The 25,798-nt window shown below is 43.2% G+C and carries 22 protein-coding genes, 1 pseudogene and 1 riboswitch; of the genes and pseudogenes, 7 read left to right on the forward strand and 16 right to left on the reverse strand.

What is annotated here, in order from left to right; all coding sequences use genetic code 11:
- Positions 1–51 precede the first annotated feature (51 nt).
- The 4 genes from M313_RS0115875 to M313_RS0115890 form a co-directional block, all read right to left on the reverse strand.
- Positions 52–1,437, reverse strand: a complete 1,386-nt coding sequence (locus M313_RS0115875) for a sucrose-specific PTS transporter subunit IIBC (protein WP_010197570.1) — start codon at positions 1,435–1,437, stop codon at positions 52–54.
- A 434-nt stretch (positions 1,438–1,871) separates the two neighbouring features.
- Positions 1,872–2,696 carry a PRD domain-containing protein gene (locus M313_RS0115880; protein WP_010197582.1) on the reverse strand — a complete coding sequence of 275 codons (825 nt, stop codon included), beginning with the start codon at positions 2,694–2,696 and terminating at the stop codon, positions 1,872–1,874.
- A gap of 119 nt (positions 2,697–2,815) precedes the next feature.
- The gene (locus M313_RS0115885) at positions 2,816–3,325 is read right to left on the reverse strand and encodes a PTS sugar transporter subunit IIA (protein WP_010197583.1); all 510 of its coding nucleotides are present in this window, start codon (positions 3,323–3,325) and stop codon (positions 2,816–2,818) included.
- A 169-nt stretch (positions 3,326–3,494) separates the two neighbouring features.
- Complete coding sequence (locus M313_RS0115890; protein ID WP_010197585.1) at positions 3,495–4,376, reverse strand: carbon-nitrogen hydrolase family protein; 882 nt, start codon at positions 4,374–4,376, stop codon at positions 3,495–3,497.
- A gap of 226 nt (positions 4,377–4,602) precedes the next feature.
- Here M313_RS0115890 and M313_RS27040 point away from each other — a divergent pair.
- Together M313_RS27040 and M313_RS27045 are read left to right on the forward strand one after the other, a co-directional pair.
- Positions 4,603–4,989: pseudogene (locus M313_RS27040) on the forward strand (PAS domain-containing protein); the annotation flags it as partial.
- Positions 4,990–5,037: 48 nt separating this feature from the next.
- Positions 5,038–5,430 carry a methyl-accepting chemotaxis protein gene (locus M313_RS27045; protein WP_392396779.1) on the forward strand — a complete coding sequence of 131 codons (393 nt, stop codon included), beginning with the start codon at positions 5,038–5,040 and terminating at the stop codon, positions 5,428–5,430.
- Between the two features lie 414 nt (positions 5,431–5,844).
- Here M313_RS27045 and M313_RS0115900 read toward each other — a convergent pair whose 3' ends face one another.
- Positions 5,845–6,717, reverse strand: coding sequence for a Cof-type HAD-IIB family hydrolase (locus M313_RS0115900; protein ID WP_010197588.1), 873 nt, complete (start codon positions 6,715–6,717; stop codon positions 5,845–5,847).
- Positions 6,718–6,906: 189 nt separating this feature from the next.
- On the opposite strand from M313_RS0115900, the gene M313_RS0115905 reads away from it, so the two are divergent.
- Both M313_RS0115905 and M313_RS0115910 read left to right on the forward strand, forming a co-directional pair.
- Positions 6,907–7,938, forward strand: coding sequence for an HD-GYP domain-containing protein (locus M313_RS0115905; RefSeq protein WP_010197589.1), 1,032 nt, complete (start codon positions 6,907–6,909; stop codon positions 7,936–7,938).
- Positions 7,939–8,082: 144 nt separating this feature from the next.
- A complete protein-coding gene (locus M313_RS0115910) occupies positions 8,083–9,438 on the forward strand; it encodes a YjiH family protein (RefSeq protein WP_010197596.1) in 1,356 nt (451 codons plus the stop codon).
- Positions 9,439–9,631: 193 nt separating this feature from the next.
- Here the strand turns inward: M313_RS0115910 and M313_RS0115915 are convergent, their stop codons facing one another.
- From M313_RS0115915 to M313_RS0115935, 4 genes are all read right to left on the reverse strand, one after another.
- The gene (locus M313_RS0115915) at positions 9,632–10,579 is read right to left on the reverse strand and encodes an ATP-grasp domain-containing protein (RefSeq protein ID WP_029326560.1); all 948 of its coding nucleotides are present in this window, start codon (positions 10,577–10,579) and stop codon (positions 9,632–9,634) included.
- A gap of 52 nt (positions 10,580–10,631) precedes the next feature.
- On the reverse strand, positions 10,632–11,684 hold the full coding sequence (locus M313_RS0115920; RefSeq protein ID WP_010197602.1) for an LLM class flavin-dependent oxidoreductase: 1,053 nt from the start codon (positions 11,682–11,684) through the stop codon (positions 10,632–10,634).
- An 88-nt stretch (positions 11,685–11,772) separates the two neighbouring features.
- Positions 11,773–11,884: riboswitch (SAM riboswitch) on the reverse strand.
- A gap of 746 nt (positions 11,885–12,630) precedes the next feature.
- Positions 12,631–12,753, reverse strand: coding sequence for a hypothetical protein (locus M313_RS26670; RefSeq protein ID WP_010197606.1), 123 nt, complete (start codon positions 12,751–12,753; stop codon positions 12,631–12,633).
- A gap of 16 nt (positions 12,754–12,769) precedes the next feature.
- Complete coding sequence (locus tag M313_RS0115935) at positions 12,770–13,126, reverse strand: hypothetical protein (protein WP_010197609.1); 357 nt, start codon at positions 13,124–13,126, stop codon at positions 12,770–12,772.
- A gap of 279 nt (positions 13,127–13,405) precedes the next feature.
- Here M313_RS0115935 and M313_RS0115940 point away from each other — a divergent pair, with 279 nt between their 5' ends.
- Both M313_RS0115940 and M313_RS0115945 read left to right on the forward strand, forming a co-directional pair.
- On the forward strand, positions 13,406–15,049 hold the full coding sequence (locus M313_RS0115940) for a PTS transporter subunit IIBC (RefSeq protein ID WP_010197611.1): 1,644 nt from the start codon (positions 13,406–13,408) through the stop codon (positions 15,047–15,049).
- Between the two features lie 6 nt (positions 15,050–15,055).
- Positions 15,056–15,850: an endonuclease/exonuclease/phosphatase family protein gene (locus M313_RS0115945; protein WP_010197612.1), complete on the forward strand. Its 795-nt coding sequence runs from the start codon at positions 15,056–15,058 to the stop codon at positions 15,848–15,850.
- 76 nt (positions 15,851–15,926) lie between these two features.
- On the opposite strand, the gene M313_RS0115950 is transcribed toward M313_RS0115945, so the two are convergent.
- From M313_RS0115950 to M313_RS0115965, 4 genes are all read right to left on the reverse strand, one after another.
- Positions 15,927–17,024: a PRK06851 family protein gene (locus M313_RS0115950; RefSeq protein ID WP_010197613.1), complete on the reverse strand. Its 1,098-nt coding sequence runs from the start codon at positions 17,022–17,024 to the stop codon at positions 15,927–15,929.
- Between the two features lie 320 nt (positions 17,025–17,344).
- Positions 17,345–19,534, reverse strand: coding sequence for a DNA topoisomerase III (locus tag M313_RS0115955; RefSeq protein WP_010197614.1), 2,190 nt, complete (start codon positions 19,532–19,534; stop codon positions 17,345–17,347).
- A gap of 77 nt (positions 19,535–19,611) precedes the next feature.
- Entirely contained in the window at positions 19,612–20,178 is a 567-nt protein-coding gene (locus M313_RS0115960) for a GNAT family N-acetyltransferase (protein WP_010197616.1), read from the reverse strand.
- A gap of 63 nt (positions 20,179–20,241) precedes the next feature.
- Positions 20,242–21,264, reverse strand: coding sequence for a S16 family serine protease (locus M313_RS0115965; RefSeq protein WP_010197618.1), 1,023 nt, complete (start codon positions 21,262–21,264; stop codon positions 20,242–20,244).
- A gap of 176 nt (positions 21,265–21,440) precedes the next feature.
- Here M313_RS0115965 and M313_RS0115970 point away from each other — a divergent pair, with 176 nt between their 5' ends.
- Entirely contained in the window at positions 21,441–22,991 is a 1,551-nt protein-coding gene (locus M313_RS0115970; RefSeq protein ID WP_010197619.1) for an ABC-F family ATP-binding cassette domain-containing protein, read from the forward strand.
- 54 nt (positions 22,992–23,045) lie between these two features.
- Here M313_RS0115970 and M313_RS0115975 read toward each other — a convergent pair whose 3' ends face one another.
- The 3 genes from M313_RS0115975 to M313_RS0115985 form a co-directional block, all read right to left on the reverse strand.
- Entirely contained in the window at positions 23,046–23,867 is an 822-nt protein-coding gene (locus M313_RS0115975) for a manganese catalase (RefSeq protein ID WP_010197620.1), read from the reverse strand.
- Positions 23,868–24,014: 147 nt separating this feature from the next.
- Positions 24,015–24,707 carry a tryptophan 2,3-dioxygenase family protein gene (locus M313_RS0115980; RefSeq protein ID WP_010197621.1) on the reverse strand — a complete coding sequence of 231 codons (693 nt, stop codon included), beginning with the start codon at positions 24,705–24,707 and terminating at the stop codon, positions 24,015–24,017.
- A 130-nt stretch (positions 24,708–24,837) separates the two neighbouring features.
- Positions 24,838–25,734 carry an NAD(P)/FAD-dependent oxidoreductase gene (locus tag M313_RS0115985; RefSeq protein WP_010197622.1) on the reverse strand — a complete coding sequence of 299 codons (897 nt, stop codon included), beginning with the start codon at positions 25,732–25,734 and terminating at the stop codon, positions 24,838–24,840.
- Between the last annotated feature and the right edge of the window lie 64 nt (positions 25,735–25,798).

Genomic DNA, 25,798 nt, shown 5'->3' on the forward strand with positions numbered 1-25,798 from the left:
CTCCCGCCGGAGTCTCACTCCCTGCACTTCAGTCATCAGGGGAAATCCTCCTTACTTTACGTCTTCTTCCTTAATGCCCATGAACCAGGTTGCGACAAAGGCACCTACGACCGCGATGGCGAATCCGATCAGGTAGTTCACGACATTGACCGTTCCAAACTCCACCAGGATGGCAATCATCGGTATGCCGGTCAGGCCGTATGCGTTCGCGACAACATTCGTAAACACAACATAAGCTCCACCTAACGCGCCACCAATGGCAGCTCCGATAAACGGCTTACGGTATCTCAAGTTAACACCGAAGATTACTGGTTCTGTAATTCCTAAAAAGGCAGAAAGCGCTGCAGGCAATGCCAGTTCTTTCGTTTTTGCACGTTTTGCTAAGAAGTAAACAGCAAGCCCTGCTCCACCTTGTGCCACATTGGCCATGGACCAGATCGGCAAGAGATAGTTAAAACCGAGTTCTGCAAGAAGTCCTGCTTCAATAGCATGGAAACTGTGGTGAACACCTGTAATAACGATCAGAGAGTACAATCCACCAAAAATAAGTCCGGCAAAGACACTTCCATAGTCGTAAACAAAGTTCAGTACAACCGTGATGCCGGAACCGATGGCATTTCCAAGCGGCCCGATGGCAAGTAGCGTGATAAATCCAGTCAAGATGACGGTCACAAATGGCGTTACCAGTAAATCAACTGCACTCGGTACAATTTTACGCAGATTCTTTTCAATAAAGCTCATCACAAATACGGCAAGTAGTACCGGTACAACGGTTCCTTGATATCCAATTAACGCGATATCAAGCCCCATGAAATCCATGTATTCAGGGTTTGCTTCTGCAAGACCCCAAGGATTTAGCAAATCAGGGTGTGTCATGATTCCCCCGATAACTGCTCCAAGAAACGGATTTCCACCGAATTCTTTTGCAGCACTATAGCCTAGCAAAATCGGGAGAATAATGAAGGCTGCGCTGGAGAACATATTCAGCATTTTTACAAGGGAGCTATCATCAGCGACCCAGCCAAATGTTGTCACCATTCCGAGTAGCCCCATCAAGAGACCGCTTGCCACGATGGCAGGGATGATTGGAACGAAAATGTTCGATAACGTTCTTGCGAAACGTGCGAACGGATTCATCTTCTTTTTCGCTGCTTCTGCATGGTCTTGGGTGTCTTTTTCTTTAAGGCCCACTTCTTCTGCAAATTCGGCGTACACTTTATTCACAATTCCTGTGCCGAAAATTACTTGGAATTGCCCGGAGCTAGCAAAGGCCCCTTTCACTCCGTCAAGCTCTTCTATTTGCTCACGGTTTGCCGTTGCTTTTTCATCATCTTTTAACACAAGTCTTAGACGAGTCGCGCAGTGAGTGGCACTGATGACATTGTCTTCTCCACCAAGGAGCGGGATCAAGCCTTTCGCTATCTTGTTATAATTCATTATGAGCACCTCTTTTTCCTATTAATTTGTTTAAATACGGTGAATTTAGGTTGCTTATTGTTGTTTAGTCGCTTTAGTGTGGTGAATTATCGTCTGGAATCAGCTTGAATTTTGAGATATCCATTGTAAATGGCATTTATCCATTGTAAGGAGGATTTATCCACGCTAAAGACCAACTTATCCATTGTAAAATTTTTTTATCCACCCTAACGGGCCATTTATCCATTATTAGGATTCCAGCCCCCCTTCCGCAACCTAACTTCAAAATAAAAAACAAAAGACCTAAAACCTGCAAGGAGGTAGAGTGGTCCCTACGTGTCCTTGCCTGTTTTAGGTCTTGCCTGCATTACCAGTCACAATCCTGTATATATATGTTAGCGAATACGTTTTCATTTTACCCAGTCGGGCAAAATACGTCAACAGGAAAACTCACCTTATTTTCCTGTTAATCGCTGGATATGGAGCGTGATGTATCCTACCTCTGATAACGGGAAGTGAATGTTATATTCTGCATCCAGAAAGTCCGCGATTTTTTGCGCCGTTCCGAATGCCTTACCGTATTTCATCTGAAGTAATTCTAGCATTTCAGGGTCCATGGAATGAAAAGGCTCTCCCTCTTCCACACGATTAATCGCGAACCGAAGATGTGTCAGCAACCGTTGATAATTGATGGAGGTTTCTTCTATCACGACATTGAATTCCTTCTCGATTATCTCGATCGCATCGCGGATGATGGAAGCGAGCTGCATCGTGTTTTCCATGCTTTTGGAGCCCATTTTCGCCGTGTGAAGATGCAACGCAATATGTCCCACTTCATCATCTGGAATGCTGACGCCTAATCGTTCCTTGATTAACCCTTGCGCCCATTGTCCGATTTCGAATTCCGGTTTATAAAGAACCCTTATTTCATTCAGCAATTTATTCTGGATGGTATATCCTTTTTCCAAGCGTTCAATTGCAAAAGAAAGATGGTCTGTCAAAGAGATATGGATGTGGTTGCTCAACGGAACCATCAGCTGTCCTTCTGCATAGCTGATAATTTCCTCTGCCACATCTATATGCTCGACAGGAAGGGTGGAAAGTAACTCCTGGAACTTGTCGCTTTCCTCTTTCATCACAAAGATCTTTTCAATTTTACTCCGGTCCACCAAATCGTTTTTCCGCTTTTGAAAGCCGACGCCAAGGCCCATCACGATTTTCTCCTGATCATCCTCTTTGACGACAACTGAGTTGTTGTTTAACACTTTACTTATTTTCAATCTTGTCTCTCCCCATTTATAAACCGCCCTATTTTACCTCTTATTATAACCAATCATAGGGGCTATACAAAGCAGTTACATGCTTCATGAAAAAGAAAACAAGGCGGCAATGGGTAAAATTACGCTTTTATATTCCAATCCAACAATGCTGTTTCACCTTTTGTAGCTGTTTTGGCAGCATGTTTGGTCACTGTATCAACGATATCCCCATTTGTCAGGATAACAGGTGTGATGATACTTTTTGCTTTTTCATTAATCAGGTCGATATCAAAAGTTAAAAGTGGAGTACCGACTTTTACTTTATCGCCAACCTCCACAAGTCCTTCAAAGCCTTCCCCTTTCATGCCAACTGTTTCAAGACCTACGTGAATCAATACTTCCACACCCGTTTCTGACTTGATTCCGATCGCATGTTTTGTCGGGAAAAATTGAACAATTTCTCCGTTTACCGGGGAAACAACCTTTCCTTCTGTCGGTTCAATTGCGATGCCGTCGCCCATCATTTTTTGCGCAAATACAGGGTCTGGAACTTCTTCAAGTGGAACAATTTTCCCTGTGATAGGTGCTACCAGGATCTCTTCTGTTTTGGTTTCTTCTTTACCACCGAATAGTTTTTTGAAAAATGGCATATATGTTTCCTCCTATTGTCGGAATTGTGCGGAAATAAAAAAAGACCCAATACGCTACTCTTTTTGGGAGTAAGCGTATTAGGTCTTGCCTGCATTACCAGTCACAATCCTATATGTTGTGTGTATTTTATTATGTTATTAAGGTAAGACAGATCTGTCCGTTTGTCAATTAATATGTGAGGGTGCCTTTGACTAGCTTTTCCCAGTCCGGGTACAGGTCGTCGCGGCGGTCTCTCCAGGTGGTGACGGAGCCTGCTTCCCTTACTTTGTGTAAAAGGGTCAGGTCTAGGTCACCTGTTACAATCATATCGGTGTTCAGTTCCCCTTCTGCTACAATGCCCCGTGGAGGGAATGGAACGTCGTTTGGTGAGATGATGGCAGCCTGTCCAAAGTTGCCACGCATAAAGTCAACAGTTGGCAAGGAACCAATTGTCCCTGTTGTCACCACATAGATTTGGTTTTCAATCGTACGCGCGTGACAAGAGTATCTCACGCGGTGGAATCCGTGACGGTCATCTGTGCAGGAAGGGCAGAACACGACATCCGCACCCATCGCCTTCACAAGCCTTACCGCTTCTGGAAATTCGATATCATAACATGTCAGCATGGAGATCGTGCCAAAATCGGTATGGAAGATCTGTAAGTCTTCACCAGGGGTCAGACCCCATTCATATACTTCAGTTGGTGTTAAATGCAACTTTGCTTGAGTGGCGATGCGGCCATCAGGGTAATAGAGGTGGGCTGCGTTGTAAAGTTTGCCTTCTTTTTCAATGATATGTGTGCCGCCGATGATATGCATGCCGGTTTGTATGGCAATACCGCTGAACAGTTGTTGATAGTGTTCGGTGTATTTAGGCAAATCATGAATCGTCTGCTCTCTCCCATCCACTGGAAAAGAAATTAGTTGGGTCGTCAAAAACTCTGGGAACAGGACAAAATCCGCATCAAATTCAGCGGCGGTTTTCACATAATGAATGACTTGATTCGCAAACTCATCAAAGCTTGAGATCGTGTGCAATGGATATTGCACGGCAGAAGCACGAAACTTCATGACAGCAGGCCCCCTTATATATGTAAATCTATTAGTTTGAAAGTCGAAATTCTTTTGTTGCAACTAGTCTATTATAAGGGATTGGAAGAGAAAGTCTCAATGGTGAGTTTGTGGGATATTATGGCAGGAAAAGCACAGCACATCGGTAGTCAGTATTACCTAGTAAAAGGAAAGTATTTACTCTAAAATAAAAAAGTAAGTAATTTTGTGTAGAGGGGCTTGATACATGTTACGCAGTACAACAAGTTTTAACGTGAGTACGCAACTATTAGATGAAAAATCCGTTTTATCCGCACTTGAAAGAAATCTAGCAATGATAGAGTTTAATTTAAATAAAGAGGTCATATGGGTAAACGATAATTTTGCAAAGGCAATGGGCTATTCTACTTATGAAATGAAGAATATGTCTCATAAACAGTTTTGTACGACGGAATATAAAAATAGTAGAGAATACGAAGAACTATGGGCTAATTTGAGTAAAGGGGTCAAATTCCAAGAGAAAATTGAGAGAGTGGATAGACGCGGAAACATCCTTTGGTTAGAAGCCACATATATCCCAGTTGTAAATGACGAAGGACAAGTAGAAGCTGTCCTGAAAATAGCCACCGACATCACAGAGCGGGAAAGCAACTCCCTGCAAATTTTGTCTCAGCTGAAAGAAATGCCCGTTGAATTAGTTAATATAGTTGTCGACAACTCCAAAGAGAAATTGACAGCATTGCAAGCCTTGAATAAACAAACGGATGCAATCAGTGAAGTTTCCAAACTCATTAAAACTATTTCTTCTCAAACAAATATCCTCGCGTTAAATGCGGCTATTGAAGCAGCTCGGGCAGGAGAACACGGCAGAGGCTTCAGCGTGGTAGCCGATGAAGTTCGCAAATTAGCAGCAAATGTAGCCAAATCCATTAATCAAGTAAACGAAAATGTAGAAAACATCCGCGAAGAAGCCATAAGAGTAAACCATATCACCGATGACCTGCAAAAACTAATCCGTGAAACAGAAACAAAGTTCCAAACCATCGTAACCGAACTGGAGAATTTGAATAAGTAGAAAAGATTTTTGAGATCTGATTTAAAGCCGCTGTTCCTTTCCGCAAATTGGCTTCGCTTTCCGCGGGACGGTGCTTGAGCCTCCTCGGCAACGCTTCAGGGGTCTCCACCTAGCGCTATCTCCCTCAGGAGTCTTCGCCTTTTGCTCCAAGTCACAGCTAGAAACTACTTTAAAGAATGATTTTCCTATTACCTAAGGTGAATGGGTTTTCATTAACCTTAGTTGAATGAAGCCATCTTGTTGATTGGAGTGGAAGGCGTGTAGACGCCCGCGGGAGGAAGGGACAGGTGAGACCCCGCAACGGAGTGAGGAGGCTCACGGACCGCCCGCAGGCAAGCGAAGCGCCTGGAACGGAAAGCAACAGTTTTAGAAAAAACCGGGTAGCCTCAAAGCCACCCGGTTCCATTCGTTCACTTACCCAACTTCACTCTTCGCCATCGCCTCAACGATCGCCTTCGCAACACCACTATTTACATTCGTATCCGTAACCATATGCGCCTTCGCCTTCACTCCATCCGGTGCATTCCCCATCGCAACAGCACGACCTACACGCTCCAACATCGACACGTCATTATAATTGTCCCCTATCGCCATCGTGTCATCCATAGAAATCCCTCGCTCTTGGGTGAAGGTAGTTAATGCAATTCCCTTCTGAGCATCCACACTTGTAATCTCCAAGTTGTCCTTACCAGAAGAACTCACAGCAACCGTGCCAAGATCCATCAATTCAGCACGTGCCGCTTCCAAGTTTTCTTTATCCATGGAGAATGCAAGAAGCTTGTAGATAACTTTTGACTCATCCTGCAAAATAGGTTCAAAGCTGTCTACCATTTTGACATTTCCGTCTTCCATTCTTTCTTGTGCCGCCTTTAAGACTTTATCGTAGTCGTTATCATTACTCGCTGACATGAAAACATCCATAATGGTGGCAATTGCCTTATCGTAATCTTTCGAGAATGTCCCGTTCTGCGTATAGATTTCAAAATAAATCTCATGCTTGTCCAATATTCGCGCAAGCTCTCTACCCAGGTCCATGTTAATCGGATTAGTAGCGACGATTTCTCCGTCCGGCGTACGTGCCTCCGCTCCGTTTACACAGATAATCGGCGTATGGATGCCCGCTTCTGCCAATACGTCCTTTGCCTCCGAGTAGGATCTTCCGGTAGCGATGACTACTTCCACCCCATTGTTCCTTGCAAGCTTAATCGCATCCGCGTTCTCTTCACTAACTACATGGTTATTATTTAATAATGTTCCGTCCATATCTATGGCAATACATTTTACCAAGTGAATTCACCTTCTTATATGTATGATTTTTTGTATATACCCTATCCTAGTTAATCTTTCTTCGTATTTCAAACATTATACTGAAAAAACATTTTGCTAAAAATTTTGAAAAGTATAATTAGTTCTGTTTTATATGCGCCAAATCCCTTATAATAAAGGTATTAAACGGATCAGGCGAGGTTGAACTTTATGAAAATTTCCTCCAATCATATTGGTAAAATTCTAAAAAATGATATTTACTCTTTGTCGGGGAATCTTTTATTAAAAAAAGGGACGGTCCTGAATGCAAAACATGTGGAAAGCTTGCAAAAGCATGCCTACTACTTTGACCAGGCCTTTATATTGGATGAGCCCCACCATTTGTCCAAAGAGTATTTTCAGCATGTTAAAAATATGTATGAATCGAGCATCCATACGTTCCAATCCATATTCGCCAATCTTGAAGGAGAACAGCTGCCTCCACTTGAGGATATCCTAGGGATGTTGACTCCACTAATTGATAAGCTTGTGGACGATCCGGTTTTCACCCGATACATAGAACAAGTGAAATGCTATGACAATTACACCTATACCCATAGTTTGAATGTCGGAATCTACTCTTCTTTAATCGGGAAGCTGCAAGGACTTGATAAAAGCAACATCAGCTTGCTCGGTCAAATGGGGATGTTTCACGATGTTGGAAAGTTACTGATCGACAAAGGTATTTTACAAAAGCCTGGCCGCTTGACGGAAAAAGAGTGGATGGAAATACAAAAACATACCACCTACGGATATGATTTGCTTAAAAGGAACCGAACCATCGATCCTCATATATTGCAAGGGGCGTTGCTACATCATGAACGCTTGGATGGAAGTGGTTATCCAACAGGAATCAAACATTCGAAGATTCCATACTTTGTTCAGATTCTATCGGTTGCGGATATGTATGATGCACTCTCATCAGAAAGAAGCTATCGACCTAAGCAAAATATTTTTACCACTACTAAAATTCTTATCCAAGAGGCAAATTACAATAGATTGAATCCAGCCATCGTCTATCCGTTTGTCCGATATGTTCTTTCCAATCATCTTCGCGAAGAAGTGGTTCTGAATAACGGGAAACTTGCAGAAATTATTTTCATCCATTCCGATGAACCGCACCTGCCGATTATCAAGGTCGATGATCACTTTATTGACCTTAGAAAAAATAAAGAGTTGGAGATTCTCGACTTTGCGAATTGATTGGCTAATGTAGGTTTGCTACCACTTGGTTTCGGGGTATCCAAGTGAAAGATAATACATAATTCCAGTAACTACCTTTGAAAAGTTTGAGAAATGTATTAAAATAACTAACGTTGCATATTTACGCATAAGGAGATTATTATATTGAAAAACCATTCATCTTTTAGAACAGCAGATAAATTAAAATTTATTATTCCTTCTATCATAGGAATTTTATTATTCATGTTTCCTGTCATGTACGATGACGAGTTAACGATTCCAATTGCCATTTTTGCTGGGTTGTTAGGAGACCTTTTAGGCAGTAGCATCCCCTACATTATGACAGGGGTCATTACCATCACTGCCATCGCAACGGTAGTGACCAAGCTGGTGAAGCCCTCTTTTACAAAAGAGCCAGGATTCTTTAACACGTTACTGAACGTGTCTATCTTCTGGACCGTTGTAAGAGTTTTAGCGATGATCTTGGCCATTATGACCTTATTTGAACTTGGTCCAGAGGTTGTCTGGAGTGAGGTTACAGGGTCTGTCATTCTAAACGATTTGCTACCAGTACTATTTACAGTATTCCTTTTTGCCGGTTTATTTTTGCCGTTATTATTAAACTTTGGATTGTTGGAAATGTTTGGCGCACTATTGACGAGAATCATGCGTCCTTTATTTAAACTTCCCGGGCGATCTTCCATTGATGCTTTAGCTTCTTGGCTTGGAGATGGGACCATCGGGGTCTTATTAACAAGTAAGCAGTACGAAGAAGGTTATTATACGAAAAGAGAAGCAGCGGTTATTGCGACTACTTTCTCGATCGTTTCGATTACATTTAGCCTTGTTGTTATTACGCAAGTGAAACTTGGGTCCATGTTCATTCCATTTTACATTACGATTGGGGTGGCTGGACTTGTAGCAGCCATCATCATGCCGCGTATCCCTCCTTTATCCAGAAAAGCGGATAAGTATTATAACGGAGAAGAACAAGATGAGAAAGAACTGATCCCTGCCGGCTATTCACCGTTAAAATGGGGATACACCCAAGCGGTAGAGCGCGCTTCTAAAAATAAGAGCGCAGGTAAGTTCTTCCGTGACGGCGGAAAAAATGTCCTTGATATGTGGATGGGGGTTGCACCGATTGTTATGGCATTCGGTACGATTGCCTTGATTCTAGCTGAAAACACAGACCTTTTCGTTTACCTTGGCATGCCATTCATTCCGTTGCTAGAGTTACTGCAAATTCCTGAAGCGGCTAAAGCGTCTGAATCCCTTATTGTTGGTTTTGCGGACATGTTCCTGCCAGCACTTTTAGCTTCTGATATTCAAAGCGAGTTAACACGTTTTGTAGTCGCGGCAGTATCTGTTACACAGCTGATTTATCTTTCTGAAGTTGGGGGCGTTATCTTAGGTTCTAAAGTTCCTGTATCGCTTTGGGAGATGTTCGTGATTTACATTTTACGTACATTGATTACGTTACCGGTTATCGCGCTCATGGCGCATGTGTTTTTCTTTTAATAGTGGCATGTAAAAAGCTATCCTTAGAGTCCTGTTGGGGACTTTGGGATAGCTTTTTTAATGTGAATCCTCTGTAGAGTGAAGCGCAAGGTGTGAGACTCCAGCGGGGGAGTAACGGTAGGTTGAGACCCCTGAAGCGTTGTGAGGAGGCTCAAGCACCGTCCCGCGGAAAGCGAACACCTGGAGCGAAACTCTACAGATGTATTACAGAGCCCTCTAGCTCTTTTCCTAGTAGCTTTGCAAGTTCCAGCATGCCGTATTTCCCGGCTGCTTTTTCCGCGTCTGCATTGTAATTAGTGTTGGTGTTGACATCATAAGTGAAGATTTCACCTTGACTGTTGCGGATAAACTCAATACCAGCTACCTGAATCTCGTTTTCTTGCAGGAAGTTTTCATATTTTTCAATGATCGGGTCGGCAAAGCCTTCCACGATACGGAACTTCGGCTTTTCTTCGACTTCTTCGCCTACAGGGCAGAACAGGTCCCCGATCTGGCAGGCATCGGCCGGGCACAACTCAAAGCCTTCTGATGTATCGACCTGAACGGCATACATGAACTTCCCGCCAATAAACTCACAACGGGTAATAAAAGGTTCTGGCGCCTGAATGTATTCTTGGATCAACGTGATGCCATCTACAGGTTCTTCAAAATCAGGTCCGTAAAGGTACTCTTCAAGGGAGGCTGTGGAGTGGAATAGTTGTACCCCAAGTCCTTTTCCAGCACGGTTATGTTTCGTAATAAAGGAGTTCGATCCTATTCGTTTAGCTGCTTGCAGTATATGTTCCTTGCCTACCGCTGCAATCGTTTTTGGCGTTCTCACTCCAGCTTTTTCTAGGGCCGTGTATTGATTTACCTTACTTAATTCCAACTGAAGTGCACGACTTCCATTGAGCACTTTTCGTTCATGGTGCTCGAGCCACGCCAGTACCGCTCCTGTTAACTCGGGTGCAAAGCGGTGGTCTCTTGTATGGGAGGAGGCGCTCATTCTGTTGTAAAATACGCCTTCAGGTGGTTCTTCCGTCAAAGGAACTACTCCTTCGTCTAAATGCCATTCTTCATATGGCAATCCCAACTCTTCCAATCTATTAGTTAAATGTGTTGTCCACTCTTTATTTTCATGGATAATGTAGATTTTTTTCACGATGTTTGCCTCCATTTTATGCATATATGCTAGTGTATTCTCTGCTTGGTTTTTATGATTGGGCAAGCTCTTCTGTCCTCGACTTTACAAGTGGCATCACCTTTTTGGCAAAGCGCTCCATTTCTTCAAGCTGCGGGGAGAACTGTAATAGCAATAAGTCCACGCCCGCTTTCTCGAATTCTTGTATTCTTGTAGCAATCTGCTCTGGCGTGCCTATTAAATTTGGACGCAATCCCCTATTCGATACAGAGTAGTCCTGCAGTTGTATTTGTTGTTCAAGCTGTGATTTGCTTGTGAAGTCCTTAAATCCAGCATACGCATCTGATTCTTTAACAGCTGTGATCCGGGCAAGTTCCGCCTCCGCTTCTTCTTCCGTATCTCTGCATATGACATAAGCAGCCATCCCAAAGGATTGAAAAGGAGGATTCGGTGTCTTAGCTCTCTTTTCTTTCATATCATTAATCTTCGCCGCCACTTCCTCCACCGTGCCCCCGTGCATGACATAGGCATCACAGTGTGAGGAGATAACTTCCTTCCCTTTCGGACTCTCGCCACCTGCGTAAAGTATCGGATTTGGGCGCTGCATCGGTTTAGGGTGAAGTTTTGTGTCTTTCAACTGATAGTATTTTCCCTCATAGGTAAAAGAGTCCTCTGTCCATAAGCCTTTAAGGACATCAATAAACTCCTTTGTGCGGTCATAACGCTCATCATGCTCAGTGAAAATCCCGCCATATTGACGAGCCTCCCCTTCCCACCAAGCCGAGACGACATTGAGAGTGAATCGCCCGTTACTGATATGATCGATATTTGCGGTTGCTTTTGCCGCAATTGCCGGGTTATGAAAACCAGGCCGGATCGCCGTCATGATTTCAATTTTTTCTGTAACGGCTGCCAAAGCTGCAGCAGTCGACCAAGCTTCCAATGAGTCCTCTTTCGGTCCTTTAATATCATTTAGGAAAAGCTCGGCAATTAAAGTGGTGTCAAAACCAAGCTGTTCTGCCTGTTGGATCACTTTTTTTGCATAATCAAAAGTCGGCGGCATCTGTTCGTCCTCTACATTTCTCAACCAACCGCCGAATATCGGCAACCAAAATCCAAACTTCATTTCACGCTTCCCCCTTAAATGTTTGTGTATGTAGACAAACAAAAAACTCCTTCGATAAGAAGAAGTTTGAGTACAAGCCCGTAACATCCACTTATCTTCCAAGAACGTTTGTCTTGCTGGAATTGGCACCTGTACGGTTGTTTGTACCATACGGTTGCCGGGCTTCGCAGGGCCAGTCCCTCCACCTCTCTTGATAAGAAAACTTACTATTCAATTATTATTATCTAAACTAATCCTATCACGAAACTTGGGAATGGACAAGTATTTCGGATAGCTAAATAAAGTTGGTGTTATTTATAGCTTATTAGCTTGTAGGGGAATTGATGATGGGGGATTTGGGGAGGCTGAGCGGGGGTGGGCGGCAATGAAGACACTTCTGAGCTTGAATTCCTTCCACTGAGGTCTTCATACACTTTATCAAGACACTTTCAAGCCTGAAACCCTCCCACTAAGGTCTTCATACCCCCTATGAAGACACTCTCAAGCCTGAATTCTTTCCACTGAGGTCTTCATCCACCTTATGAAGACACTTCCAAGCCTGAAACCCTCCCACTAAGGTCTTCATCCACCTTATGAAGACACTTCTAACCCTGAATTCCTTCCACTGAGGTCTTCATACACCTTATGAAGACACTCTCAAGCCTGAAACCCTCCCACTAAGGTCTTCATACACCCTATGAAGACACTTCCAAGCCTGAATTCCTTCCACTGAGGTCTTCATACACCTTATGAAGACACTTTCAAGCCTGAAACCCTTCCACTAAGGTCTTCATACACTTTATGAAGACACTTCCAAGCCTGAAATCCTCCCACTAAGGTCTTCATCCACTTTATGAAGACACTTCCAAGCCTGAATTCCTTCCACTGAGGTCTTCATCCCGACCATTACCTTAATTCCCCACCAAAAAACGCCCCCCATACCAGGAAGGCGTTTCGCATAAAACTATTAATAGACATCCTTTTCGAAGTTAGGGGCATGCAAGCCTACCTCTTCAAAGACTTCGCCTATTTTCTGGTGGAAAGTATCCAATGCAGCTGTCACTTCTTCACCATCTGAGCCTTCTGACAAGGCTGCAGCACGTTCTTCAAAAATATAGAGCTAACAACTCGATGGAATCCTTCATATCCGCGCTAAGATCATCATCCAAGTTCTTCGGAATCTCAATTCCACGAAGTTCGTTGGCAATACGATTACTAGCCTCAACGGCTGCTTCAAGATCTCCTTCACCTGCTGACATTTCATAGGATGTTACAGGCTCGAGATGCTTGCGGATGGTCTGAATCATTTCCATTTGTATATTCATAAGGACGGTTACCGTTTCCCCGCTCTGGTCAGCAGGAACTTGTTTGGAATCGGCAGTGTCCACATTGTTCGCTTCCTCTGTGCAGGCAGATAGCACCATTACTAAAACAAGTATCATAGAGAAAATCCACTTTTTCATATCAAGTCTCCTTTTCTTCATACATTACGGAAACAGTGTACTCGTTTTCACGGAACCTGTATATACTTCCAACAAAAGTTGCATTCTTCTATTTTTTCTTACATCTTGTTATAGTTTGTTAAAAATTTATTAAAATAATATTTTCTGCTTGCATTGTTCACCCACATCCCATACAATAGGAAAATGCAAACGGTTGCACTAGATGTGCATTGTTTTACACTAAAATGAATTCGTTTTCAACAAAAAATAGAACTTTTATAGAAAGAAGGCTGTTAAAAAATGAAGAACTTTTTGTCTTTTGATTTCTGGCAGAAATTCGGTAAAGCTTTGCTGGTAGTGGTTGCGGTTATGCCTGCTGCTGGTATTATGATTTCTCTTGGTAAGTTGGTCGGGATGACTGGCGGAGACTTAGCTCTTGTGCAAACGATTGCAAGAGTGATGGAAGATATTGGTTGGGGAATCATCACCAACCTGCATGTATTATTTGCGGTTGCCATTGGTGGATCGTGGGCGAAAGAACGTGCAGGAGGAGCTTTCGCTGCACTGATTGCATTCGTTCTTATCAACCGTATCACTGGTGCAATCTTTGGGGTTAACAACGATATGGTGGCAGACCCTGAAGCTACATTTACCACTCTTTTTGGACAAGAACTAGTTGTTGGTGACTACTTTACTACTGTATTAGGTGCACCAGCGTTAAACATGGGAGTATTCGTTGGTATCATTGCTGGTTTCCTTGGTGCTAACCTTTTCAATAAATTTTACAACTATAGTAAATTACCAGATTCCTTATCATTCTTTAACGGTAAACGCTTCGTACCATTCGTTGTAATTGGTGGATCTGTTATCGCTGGTATCGTATTGAGTGTTGTTTGGCCGTTCATTCAAGGATTGTTAAACGATTTCGGTGTTTGGATCGCTTCTTCTAGAGACAGCGCGCCAATCGTTGCACCATTCATTTTCGGTGCATTAGAGCGTCTATTATTGCCTTTCGGATTGCATCATATGTTAACGGTGCCAATGAACTACACGTCACTTGGCGGGACTTATACAATTCTAACTGGCGGCAGCGCTGGTTCTGTTGTAGCAGGACAAGATCCATTATGGTTAGCTTGGATTGCCGATCTTAACAACTTCCTTGCAGCTGGTGACACAGAGTCTTATGAAGCGCTTCTACGCGAAGTGGTGCCTGCTCGTTTTAAAGTAGGACAAATGATTCTCTCTTGTGCAGCATTGATTGGTATTGCTTATGCGATGTACCGCAATGTGGACAAAGATAAGCGTAAAAAGTACAAGTCTATGTTCTTATCTGCAGGTCTTGCAGTATTCTTGACTGGTGTTACAGAGCCAATCGAATTTATGTTTATGTTTGCTGCTCCTGTGTTATATGTAATCTATGCGATTATGACAGGACTAGCTTTCGCTATTGTTGATATTATTGATATTCGTGTTCATGCATTCGGGGTAATTGAGTTGCTTACTCGTACACCGATGATTGTAAAAGCCGGCTTATGGTTAGATCTAGTGAACTTTGTGATTGCATGTCTAGTATTCTTCGGATTGAACTTTGCGGTAGCGAACTTCATGATTAAGAAATTCAATTTCCCTACTCCGGGACGTAACGGAAACTATATCGAGCAAGAAGAAGGCACTGGCAACGGTGCAGCTGCAAATGTACAAGCAGATTCTTTGGCACCTGCGATTATCGGCTTGCTTGGTGGAGCGGAAAATATTGAAGATGTAGATGCATGTATGACTCGTCTGCGTGTGACAGTAAAAGATAGAGAGAAAGTTGCAAATGAAGCGGCATGGAAAGAAAAAGGTGCGCTTGGACTTATTGTGAAAGACCGCGGTGTACAAGCGATCTACGGACCAAAAGCTGATGTAATCAAATCTGATATACAAGACTTGTTAGGAGCGTAATAAACGATGAAACTACTAACCTTAAACTGCCACTCTTGGCAGGAAGAGAACCAAATGGAAAAGATACAGCATATCGCTCGAGCCATTAAGGAACAAGCATACGATGTCATCGCTCTTCAAGAGGTTAGTCAAAGCATCGATGCCCAAGTTGTCAAAGGAAACATTAAACAAAACAACTTCGGCCTTGTTTTACAGCAGGAACTTGAAAAGCTTGGAGTGTCAGACTACGAGTTAGTCTGGGACTTCGCCCATATGGGGTATGATACGTTCGAGGAAGGCCTTGCGATCTTGACTCGCCATTCTATTAAAAAGACACATTCCTTCTTTGTTTCTAAAAGTACGGATTCGGACTTTTGGAAAACACGTAAAATAGTTGGTGTGACGGTTGAAGTGCAGGGTGAGGAGATGTCCTTTTATACATGTCACCTAGGTTGGTGGAGTGATGAAGAGGAGCCTGCAAAGTATCAGATGAAACAGCTTATTGAAAAAGTGAAGGGAACTGAACCTTACTTCCTGTTGGGTGATTTCAATAATAGCGCTCATATTAAAGGGGAAGGCTATGAATTTCTGACTTCCACAGCTGGTCTGCATGATACGTATTTGCTGGCTTCTGAAAAGGATTCAGGAGTGACGGTAGAAGGTAAGATTGCTGGCTGGGATGAGAACAAACAAGACTTGCGAATTGATTTGATCTTGGCAAGCTCCCCTCCTTCGGTCACTTCTTCAAAAGTGGTCTTTAACGGGCAAAATAGAGAAGTGGTATCAGACCATTATGGGGTAGAAGTAACCTTGGAAATATAGTCGAGTTTTGACGTATTTCCTGGGAAAATGTAAAAAGGTGAACGGCATTTAGGTGCTGTTCACCTTTTTTGTATGGTTATTTGGTAGCAGCAATGGCTTCTATCTCTGCTTGGATTTTCTTTGTCCACTCATCCACTACCCCGTAATCCATTGCCTTCACATAGATCTCTTCTAAGCTCCCGTGCCAGCTCTTTGCTTCGGCCAGTTTCCCAATGGCCTCTTGCATCGCTTCCGTATAGCGTTCTTTTACAAGGGCAATTTCTTTTTCATATCGCTCGTCTGTCCCTGTACGAATCGTAATATCATACATATCCACGATGGAATCCCCTTCACGCTCAGGGAAATATTCATGTGGAGCAGTACTGTCGAAAATAGCGAACCCAAGCTCGCGGCAGATAATCATATCCAGACTGTATGGGTCAAATCCGCAATGATAGACTTCTACATCAAACCCTTTATCCTCGGAAGCTTTTGCGAGCTTTTTCAGCATAGTCGACTTCCCTGAACCAGGACGGCCTTTTATAAAATAACGATGTGTCAGCCCTTCTGTCAGGTTCGGCACGAAATCTTTTGCTCCCGCAGGTGTCGCCGCACCGAGGAAACGGTGTCTGACGTCTGCTTTTTTATCTAATGTCTTTCCTTGGAACAATTGCTCTACGAGATCCTGCGTCAGCTTATTTGCCGCCTCAAAGTTCATATTATGAATATAATATCTTTCCCAATCGTCATGTATTTTCAGGGCTCTCGCGAAGGTTTGGTATGCAGTCTGGAAGGCTGCCTTCTTTTTGGAAGCTAAGTGCTGTATTTCAACTTTCTGCTCAGCAAGCAGTTTGGAGTCCCACGCCTCGCCTAGGTTCACGTATTCCTCAACAGCACCCGGAGCTTTCGGTTCAATGACATGCGGAGCCGTCCCATCTACTATACCAATGCCGAGCGCTCGGATGACCACCCCGTCCACCGACTTCGTATCAGATGAACAGTGAAGCAGTTCAATGTCATACCCTTTTTCGTTCCAGACTTTCCCGATCTTTTTGATGAGTGATGATTTCCCCGTCCCTGGTCCGCCTTTTAAAATAAAAATGCGATCCAATCCTTCTATGTTCGATTCATAAAGACTATAAAATCCGCGCGCTGTATTTCCACCAGCATAATAGTTTAAAATTTTCCCTGCCAAGATCTAACACCCTTTCAATGGTAGGTTATCTTCCAATTGCGATTCCTTTTAGCCTATGCGGCAGGGTTTGTTTGGGTGAAAGCCTAGCTGTGATCGGCTGGGGAAGGGCCGTTTCTTGATACAAGTCAATTTTTCTTGATAAAACTTGAAATTTCTTGATATATTGTTAAATTTCTTTATATCCTGAATTTTTCTCGATATATTGTGATTTTTCTCGATATCCTGCAAATTTTCTTGATATATCGGGCGAGAGGAGCGAAAAATAAACTCCAAACATAAAAAAGAGCCGCACTCCCATCCATAGAGTGCAGCCCAAACCATTATTTCAACTTCAATTTCGCCAATGCATCCGCAAGTGCGGTATTTACTGGCTCATCACTATTCTGCTTTTTCAAGTACTGATTCACATCACGCTTGGACGCTTTCTGGTTAGAGTTGTTTTTGCGGCGTTCTTGGAAGGTGCTTAACTTCTCGCGGTGTCCGCAAACACATGCGAACATCTGGCCTTCCCCTTCTCCACGCAACTCCAGTTTCTTACGGCATTTTGGACAACGTGCATTTGTCACCTTGGAGACGTTTTTACGATGACCGCACTCTCTGTCCTGACAAACGAGCATCTTGCCTTTTTTCCCGTTCACTTCAAGCATCGGCTTGTCGCAGTCTGGGCAACGTTTACCTGTAATGTTGTCATGCTTGAACTTTTGATCCGTATTTTTTATTTCATGAACAATCTGTTTCGCATAAGACTTCATTTCATTGATGAAGGCTGCTTTTTTCAGCTTTCCTTTTGCGATCATGCCAAGCTTTTGCTCCCATTCCCCGGTCAAGGCTGGGGATTTTAAATCCTCTGGTGCAAGGTTTAGCAGCTGCTTCCCTTTAGAAGTGATGTGCAGACCTTTGCCGCGCTTCTCCATAAGGAAGCTGTTGAAAAGTTTCTCGATAATATCCGCTCTTGTGGCAACCGTGCCAATCCCGCCTGTTTCACCAAGTGTCTTCACAAGCTTCTGATTGGTTTGCTCCATGTATTTTACCGGGTTCTCCATCGCAGAAAGCAGCGTACCCTCGTTAAATGGTTCAGGCGGCTTAGTTTTTCCGGAAGTTAGTTCAATCTTCCTAACCTTCAAAACGTCGCCTTTATTCAAGCTTGGCAACAGCTGATCTGTAAGACTGTCACTTCCATCCTCCTGTTCCTCCATAGAACTGAAAACTTCCTTCCAGCCTTGGGAGATGACCGTTTTTCCTTTTGCCACAAACTGTTCTGTTCCAATGGAAGCAGTGATATTTGTCTGTTCATATAGGAAAGGCGGTAAAAGTACAGCAAGGAATCGCTTCACAATCAGGTCGTAAATCTTGTATTCCTTGTCGGATAGCTTGCTTAACAACACTGCTTCCTCTGTCGGGATAATCGCATGGTGATCCGTCACTTTTTCATTGTTGACAAAGGACTTGTTTGCTTTGATTGGTTTCGTGAGCAGTTTGGACGCAATCGGCTTGTAGGAGTGTGCACGAATTGCTTCCACACGCTCTTTTATCGTATCCACCATGTCAGTGGAAATGTATCTGGAGTCCGTTCTTGGATACGTAACAATTTTATGTTGCTCGTATAGGCGCTGCAAGATAGATAATGTCTCTTTTGCAGAATAACCGAAGATCCGATTGGCATCACGCTGTAATTCGGTCAAATCATAAAGCGCTGGAGCGTAGCTTTTCTTCTCCGTTTTATTTATGTCGGTTACCTTTGCATCCTCGTTCTTTACTTTGCTGTGCAAGCTTTCAATAGCCTGCTTGTTGAAGTTTCTACGTTCTTTCGTTTTTGCGTCCTGCCATACCAGCTGGAATCCTTTTTCTGTGATGGCCTTCATTCCGTAAAATTCTTTTGGAACAAAGCTTCTGATTTCTTCTTCCCGTTTTGCAATCATGGCAAGTGTAGGAGTCTGTACTCTTCCGCATGAAAGCTGGGCATTGTGCTTAGTCGTAAGTGCGCGAGTCGCGTTCATTCCCACTACCCAATCCGCTTCGGCACGAGCAACGGCAGAGTAGAAGAGGTTTTCGTATTCTTTTCCATCACGTAGCTTTGCAAAGCCTTCTTTTATAGCGCGGTCTGTGACAGAGGAAATCCATAAACGTTTTACAGGTTTTTGAATGCGGGCTTTTTCCAAAATCCATCTGGCCACAAGTTCCCCTTCACGGCCGGCATCTGTAGCAATGACAATTTCATTTACGTCCTTGCGGGTAAGCTGTGCTTTTACCGCGCTGTATTGCTTGCTTGTATTTTTAATGACGACAAGTTTTGTTTCGTTCGGCAGCATCGGCAGGTCTTCTAGCTTCCACGCTTTGAATTTTGCGTCGTATGCTTCTGGATCCGCCAGGGTGACGAGGTGACCAAGCGCCCATGTGACGATATACTTGTCCCCTTCGAAGAATCCGTTTCCTTTTTTCGTGCATTTCAATACTCTTGCTATATCTCTACCTACAGAGGGTTTCTCTGCAAGAACAACAGTTTTTGGCATAATAACAATCCTTTCAAGCTTCTTGTCTTCTAATCTTTACATATTGTGTGGGGGTAGTCAAAAAGAGAAGACCGTTGTCAGGTAAGGCGATTCTTGTTCCAATCTTTCTTTAGTAGCGAAAACGAATAATGGTCATAGTATTTGCCTTTATAAAAATGTTTGTCTCGATATATCCCTTCATTTACGAAACCTAAACTTTCTAATGTATTGGAGGACTTTATGTTCTCCAAAGCGACATATGCATTTATTCTATTAAGTTTCATGTTACTAAAGCCACTCTCTATTGCTGCAACCAAAGCCTCTTTCATATATCCGCTTCCCCAAAACTCATACCACAAATCATAACCTATTTCTGCTATATTATTGGTTCTGTCCCATAAATGAAAACCACAGGTACCCATCTTTCCATTACTGTCTTTTCGTTCAATAATCCACCTATTATATCCTTTTCCTTCAGGATCGTTATACCACTCTATTAGTTCGATAGCATCCTCTTTTCTCGTGAATATTTCTTCATCATATAGAAATTCACATATCTTTTCATTACTGAAATGTTTGAAGATAAAATCAGCATCCGTATCGTTTACATTTCGTAATTTTAGTCTGTCAGTCTCTAATTCAGGAAAAATTCTTTGTTCGCCCATAATAAACATCCTTTGCATTGATTTCGTTTACCTGCCCCATATTCATAAATAGGGTTAGACTATTCACTTCTTCTCCGGAAGCTTCTCTAATGCATTTACGGCATCTTCTATCGTCCCTACCGGTATAAGTTCAATATCTAAATCTTCTTCACTTATCGTCCTTCTCGCAATGGATTCATTTTTTTCCCACTCGTCATCCAGCGGAACGATGAAGTAATCGAAGCCTGCATTGGCAGCCCCAATCACCTTTTGTTTCACGCCTCCGATTGGACCAACCTCCCCGTCAATTGTAATGGTTCCCGTACCGGCAACGGCATTTCCTTTGAGCAAGGATTCCTCCATCATTTTATCTAGAAGCGTGAGCGTAATCATCAATCCGGCACTTGGTCCTCCCAGGTTCTCTATGTTCTGCCACTCAATGTTTTCGTCCTTTGATGTCTCAAACACTTCTTCGAAAAATACTCCAAGCACCGTGTTTCCGTAGTAATCCTTATGCGGATATGTCGTAACATCGACCTCAATTTCCTTACCTTCTCGTATCAACGACAATGTGAGTATTTCTTCTGGTTCTTTTTCCACAATTAGTTGATCCAAGTGTTCATAGGATTCCAGCTTTTCTCCGTCAATGCCTACTAGAAGGTCTGTTACTTTCACCTTATTTTTGCCCTCCCAATCTGCCAGGTAAAACACGGGATAAAACCCTTGTAGCTCAAGCTTGGGTTGCTCCCCCAATATGCCACGTGCTATGTATTCCGCCTTTATTTTTGATTGCGTCATCATTTGTTTATTTTGGTAGTCGAGCTCCTCAAAACCCATGTCTTGTTGCCCTGAAACGGACGGGACAATCTCTACACCCTCCTCGAAAAGATGCGTCAGTACCATTAATGGCCATTTGCTGTTTTGGAGGCTGGCCACATAGGTCATCCCTAAATCACCGTCAAGTTCTGAGCCCCCCTCATATTGAACAAATTCATCCAGATTAAACGGGTTTCCTGCAAACAACACATCATATCCTGTTGGCACAAAGCCACTCCCTATTATTACTAGTAAAGCTATTACAATAATCCAAGGTGCCCGTTTCTTCATCAGGTTCTCCCCACCATCCCTTTTTATCTACTTTTTATTTTATAGTAGATTGGTAGAATTTAGTATAGAAATTCCCGAGTGGAGGAAGAAACTTCTTTCATTTCCCACATAGCCATTCCTAGAAAATTTTAGTATGATGAAAAGTAGATATTTTTTTAGATAGGATGGATACAAACATGAGTTTATTAAGCATAGATGGGTTAAGCCATAGCTTTGGCGACCGTACGTTATTTAAAGATGTTTCGCTTCGCCTTTTGGCAGGTGAGCACGTTGGCCTTGTTGGGGCTAACGGAGTCGGTAAATCGACGTTGATGAATATCATCACAGGAGAGATTGTATACGACACAGGACGCGTAGAGTGGACTCCTGGTGTGCATTACGGATACTTGGACCAGCATACAGTCTTGACGCCAGGAAGAACGATCAGAGACGTCCTGCGCGATGCGTTCTTGCCTTTATATGAAAAAGAAAAAGAACTGAATGCCATCACCGATAAAATGGGAACGGCCACTCCGGAAGAGTTGGAAGAGCTTTTGGAGCAAATGGGCGAAATCCAGGACCATCTGGATGCAGGTGGATTTTACAACTTGGATATTAAAGTGGAAGAGGCGGCACGCGGTCTTGGACTGGATGCCATTGGTTTAGAGCGTGACGTTGCTGCGCTAAGTGGCGGACAGCGTACAAAAGTTCTTTTGGCAAAGCTGTTGCTTGAGCAGCCGCAAGTGTTGTTACTGGATGAGCCGACGAACTACTTGGATGTGGAACATATCCGCTGGTTAAGCTCGTATTTGAAAGAATACCCGCATGCATTCCTATTGATCTCGCATGATACCGAGTTCATGAACGGTGTGGTGGATGTTATTTTCCATCTCGAATTCTCCAAGCTGACTCGCTATACAGCTTCCTATGAAAAGTTTTTGGAGCTTGCGGAAATTAACAAAAATCAACACATCAATGCTTATGAAAAGCAAAAAGAATTCATTAAGAAGCAAGAAGACTTTATTGCGAAAAATAAAGCCCGTTACTCTACAACCGGCCGCGCGAAAAGCCGCCAGAAGCAGCTGGACCGTATGGACCGGATTGACCGCCCAGAAACAGCTGCAAAGCCAACATTTGAGTTTAAAGAGTCCCGTGCAAGCAGCCGTTATGTGGCGGAAGCGAAGGATCTTGAGATTGGGTACGCAGAGCCATTATTACCGAAGCTTACGATGGAAATTGAGCGCGGAGACAAGATTGCGATTGTCGGGTGCAACGGGGTCGGTAAATCGACATTGCTGAAGACGATTTTGGGTAAAATAGATCCTCTTGGCGGTTCTGTGATTCGCGGTGATTTCTTGTTCCCTTCTTACTTTGAACAAGAGGTTAAAGCGAAGGATATCACGCCGATTGATGATGTGTGGAACGAGTTCCCATCCCTTGATCAGCACCAGGTTCGTGCAATCTTGGCACGTTGCGGATTGAAGAACGAACATATCTCTCGTCCGTTGAGCCAGCTGAGCGGTGGAGAGCAAGCTAAAGTTCGCTTATGTAAGTTAATGATGCATGAAAGCAACTGGCTGCTGTTTGACGAGCCGACGAACCACTTGGATGTGGTAGCGAAAGAAGAATTGAAGCGTGCTATCAAAGCTTATAAAGGTACCATTCTCCTTGTTTGCCACGAACCTAGCTTTTATGAGGACTGGGTGACGAAGGTTTGGAATGTGGAAGAGTGGGCGGAACAGAAGTAATAAATTAGTTTAAACTCAAGTAGCATGGGGTACCTCCCATGCTACCTTTTTTGATTAATGATTCATCGGTGTACCGTGAATATATCCTGGGGCCGGGTTTAATGTAGGGTTCTGTCCATGAGGAACAGGGTTTTCAATAAATGAAAATTCACCCTTGCCGTCAATGGAAGGTCCACTTGCCCAACGTCCTGACTTACTTTCTATTCCTTGTGAACAATTTAGGAATTGATGTGAAACTTCTTGTTTTTCGAATTCCTGATTGAATGTAGAAGGAACCACAAACCCTTCTTTTTGCTGTAATTCTTCAATCGCTGCCGCCCATTGATTCTGGTGCATCGTATCCCTTGCGATTAAGAAAGAAAGCATATCTCGGACTCCAGCATCATCCGTCATTTCATAAAGCCTAACTACTTGAAGTCTTCCTTGCGTTTCTGCATTTAAGTTTGCCCTAAAATCTGCAAGCAAATTACCACTCGAAATAGTGTATCGAGCAGACCAAGGATACCCAACACTATCATTAGGACTAGCACCTAAACCATTTACGATGGCATGCTGAGGATTCATGCCACCCATAATATCCTTTATAATAGGATCTTTAGCCGCTTGTTCTTGTTCTTCTACTGGTGCTTTATCCAATAGTTGAGCAATCATTGTTGCCAACATTTCTACATGTGCTATTTCTTCTGTTCCAATATCTAAAAGCATATCTCTATACTTTTGCTCGCCTCTACAGTTCCAACCTTGAAACAAATATTGCATCATTACAGAGATCTCCCCGTATTGCCCGCCTAAAACCTCTTGAAGTTTCTTAGCGTAAATAGGGTCTGGTCTATCCGGTACAGCTCGATATTGAAGGTCTTTTACATGAAAAAACAAGCTAACACATCCTTATTTATTATTTACGATCTTATCTTAACCCGATAAATTATTGCTATTCATCCTGTAATATATAGGGTTTGTAAATTTGGGATAAAAAAAGACCGTTCCAAAAGGCTATTTACACCCTTCAGAACGGTCTTTCTTTCACAACGGCTTCGGATCGTAACTCGAACCCGTCCAGTCCGTCAATTCACAAATCGCTTCCCAAAGCTGCGGGTAAAACTCGAATTTTGCTCCTCGCTCCAATGCTTGAGCTGGTATCCCTTTCAAACTCTTCGTATTCAAGCCTATCATCCTGCGTACAAGCTGAATATGGTGCTTACGGAACGTTTGGAAGTTTTCATCAAAAGCAATCAATTCTTGCATGAGTAAGTACAGCTCATAATTATCACCTGCCGCTTTGTGCAGCATAAACGGTGTCAGTTGTTTGTCATTCAACAGTTGTTCAAACGGCCCCCACAACGTCGGGCCAAGTCTTAGAATTTCATTGAATCCAGGTGAATCCTGCCCGCTTCCACGCCCAAGTGCGAGTCTGATAGTATGGTAATCTCTTGGACTGATCACTTTTACCATATCAAACACTGGCGGGAGATGCTTCAAGTGCATATTCACTCTTTGAAGTTGTTGTGTTGCCTGCAAGATTTCCCCATGCTGCATGTTGGCATCCGCTAAGTGAATGTACTGAATGATCAGCTTGAAATGCAACTCTGCAATTTGGTGAATCATCTGAAACGTGAGTTCGTCATTACAAGAGAGTTCCCCGCCCCCCTTTTGCAAACCCAATAGCTCTTCCGTACGAATATACTTTTCATAATCTGTCACTTTTCTCTCTTCCATTTCTTCTCCTCCAAATACCGGATAAATGGAATGTCGCTAGCAACTAATGTCTTCTATCTTCCATTCACACGTTTATGTAAACCCTTACATTCATGTTACGCACTCGGACAAATAACTGTCAAGCACCAAGTCAACTTTCCAGCAAGCTTTTATGAATCCAGATGGCCGCTTGTATGCCGTCCCCCATCGCAATGGCCGCTTGTTCGGAATGGACGGTAATGTCACCCGCAGCCCACACATTCTCCACAGAGGTCATTTTTGTCCTTGGATCAACCAAAACATGTTTGTTATCCTCCAATTCCACACCCAATTGGAGAGCAAGTTCTGTATTTGGCTTATTGCCACCAAAGGCTAGAAACGCATAACAACAATCAATCTTCTCGCCACTAGCAAGCGTTAACCCTTTGAAATCCGAGCAATCCGTATGTATTTCCGCAATGGCAGAAGTAACAAGCTTTATCCCTTTTCCCGCTAACTTTCCCACTAAATCAGCATCAACCTCCCCTTTTCCATGATTGATAAAGGTAAGCTTATCTGTCCAATAGGTCAAAGTCAACGCCATAGAGGCACCTGCATTTCCAGACCCAATCACAAGTGCTTTCTTATTTAAAATTTCATATCCATCACAATCCGGACAAACAAATATACTCTTTCCAAGACACGGCAACAAGCCTTCAAAAGACGGAATATTGTCCTTGATACCTGTGGCTAGCAAAAGCTTCCTACCAAAAAATTCATGAGATTTAGCTGTCGTTACGCAAAACTGCCCATCCAACCCTTCCACCATCTCTACACGCTCTCCCTTAAACTCCACACCCAATCTCAGCGCATGCTCCCTTCCAAGACCCCGAAGCTTTTCTCCACTCACGCCATCCGGCCACCCTAGAAGATTGTGATAGCAATGACAAATACTTGAACGACCTTTTCCCTCATCCAACACAAGCACCTTATGTTGATACCTTCCAAGCTGGATGGCTGCCTGAAGACCTGCAATGCCTCCCCCAACAATAATACAATCATAAACCACAGAAAACGCCCCATTCTTTTCATCAGATGCTTACTAGTATTTGAAGTTTTCGGTGTATTATCAA

The sequence above is a fragment of the Bacillus sp. m3-13 genome (genome assembly GCF_000175075.1).
In the GTDB taxonomy this organism is placed as follows: Bacteria; Bacillota; Bacilli; order Bacillales; family Bacillaceae_I; genus Sutcliffiella_A; species Sutcliffiella_A horikoshii_C.

Coding starts and splice junctions, on each gene's coding strand:
- M313_RS0115920 (WP_010197602.1), bottom strand. CDS start 11,684: ATGAAGTTTGGATTTTGGTTGCCGATATTCGGCGGTTGGTTGAGAAAT.
- M313_RS0115955 (WP_010197614.1), bottom strand. CDS start 19,534: ATGCCAAAAACTGTTGTTCTTGCAGAGAAACCCTCTGTAGGTAGAGAT.
- M313_RS0115980 (WP_010197621.1), bottom strand. CDS start 24,707: ATGGAAGAGAGAAAAGTGACAGATTATGAAAAGTATATTCGTACGGAA.
- M313_RS0115885 (WP_010197583.1), bottom strand. CDS start 3,325: ATGCCATTTTTCAAAAAACTATTCGGTGGTAAAGAAGAAACCAAAACA.
- M313_RS0115890 (WP_010197585.1), bottom strand. CDS start 4,376: ATGAAGTTTCGTGCTTCTGCCGTGCAATATCCATTGCACACGATCTCA.
- M313_RS0115965 (WP_010197618.1), bottom strand. CDS start 21,264: ATGAAGAAACGGGCACCTTGGATTATTGTAATAGCTTTACTAGTAATA.
- M313_RS0115970 (WP_010197619.1), top strand. CDS start 21,441: ATGAGTTTATTAAGCATAGATGGGTTAAGCCATAGCTTTGGCGACCGT.
- M313_RS0115935 (WP_010197609.1), bottom strand. CDS start 13,126: ATGAAAAAGTGGATTTTCTCTATGATACTTGTTTTAGTAATGGTGCTA.
- M313_RS0115960 (WP_010197616.1), bottom strand. CDS start 20,178: ATGGGCGAACAAAGAATTTTTCCTGAATTAGAGACTGACAGACTAAAA.
- M313_RS0115940 (WP_010197611.1), top strand. CDS start 13,406: ATGAAGAACTTTTTGTCTTTTGATTTCTGGCAGAAATTCGGTAAAGCT.
- M313_RS0115905 (WP_010197589.1), top strand. CDS start 6,907: ATGAAAATTTCCTCCAATCATATTGGTAAAATTCTAAAAAATGATATT.
- M313_RS0115875 (WP_010197570.1), bottom strand. CDS start 1,437: ATGAATTATAACAAGATAGCGAAAGGCTTGATCCCGCTCCTTGGTGGA.
- M313_RS27045 (WP_392396779.1), top strand. CDS start 5,038: ATGCCCGTTGAATTAGTTAATATAGTTGTCGACAACTCCAAAGAGAAA.
- M313_RS0115945 (WP_010197612.1), top strand. CDS start 15,056: ATGAAACTACTAACCTTAAACTGCCACTCTTGGCAGGAAGAGAACCAA.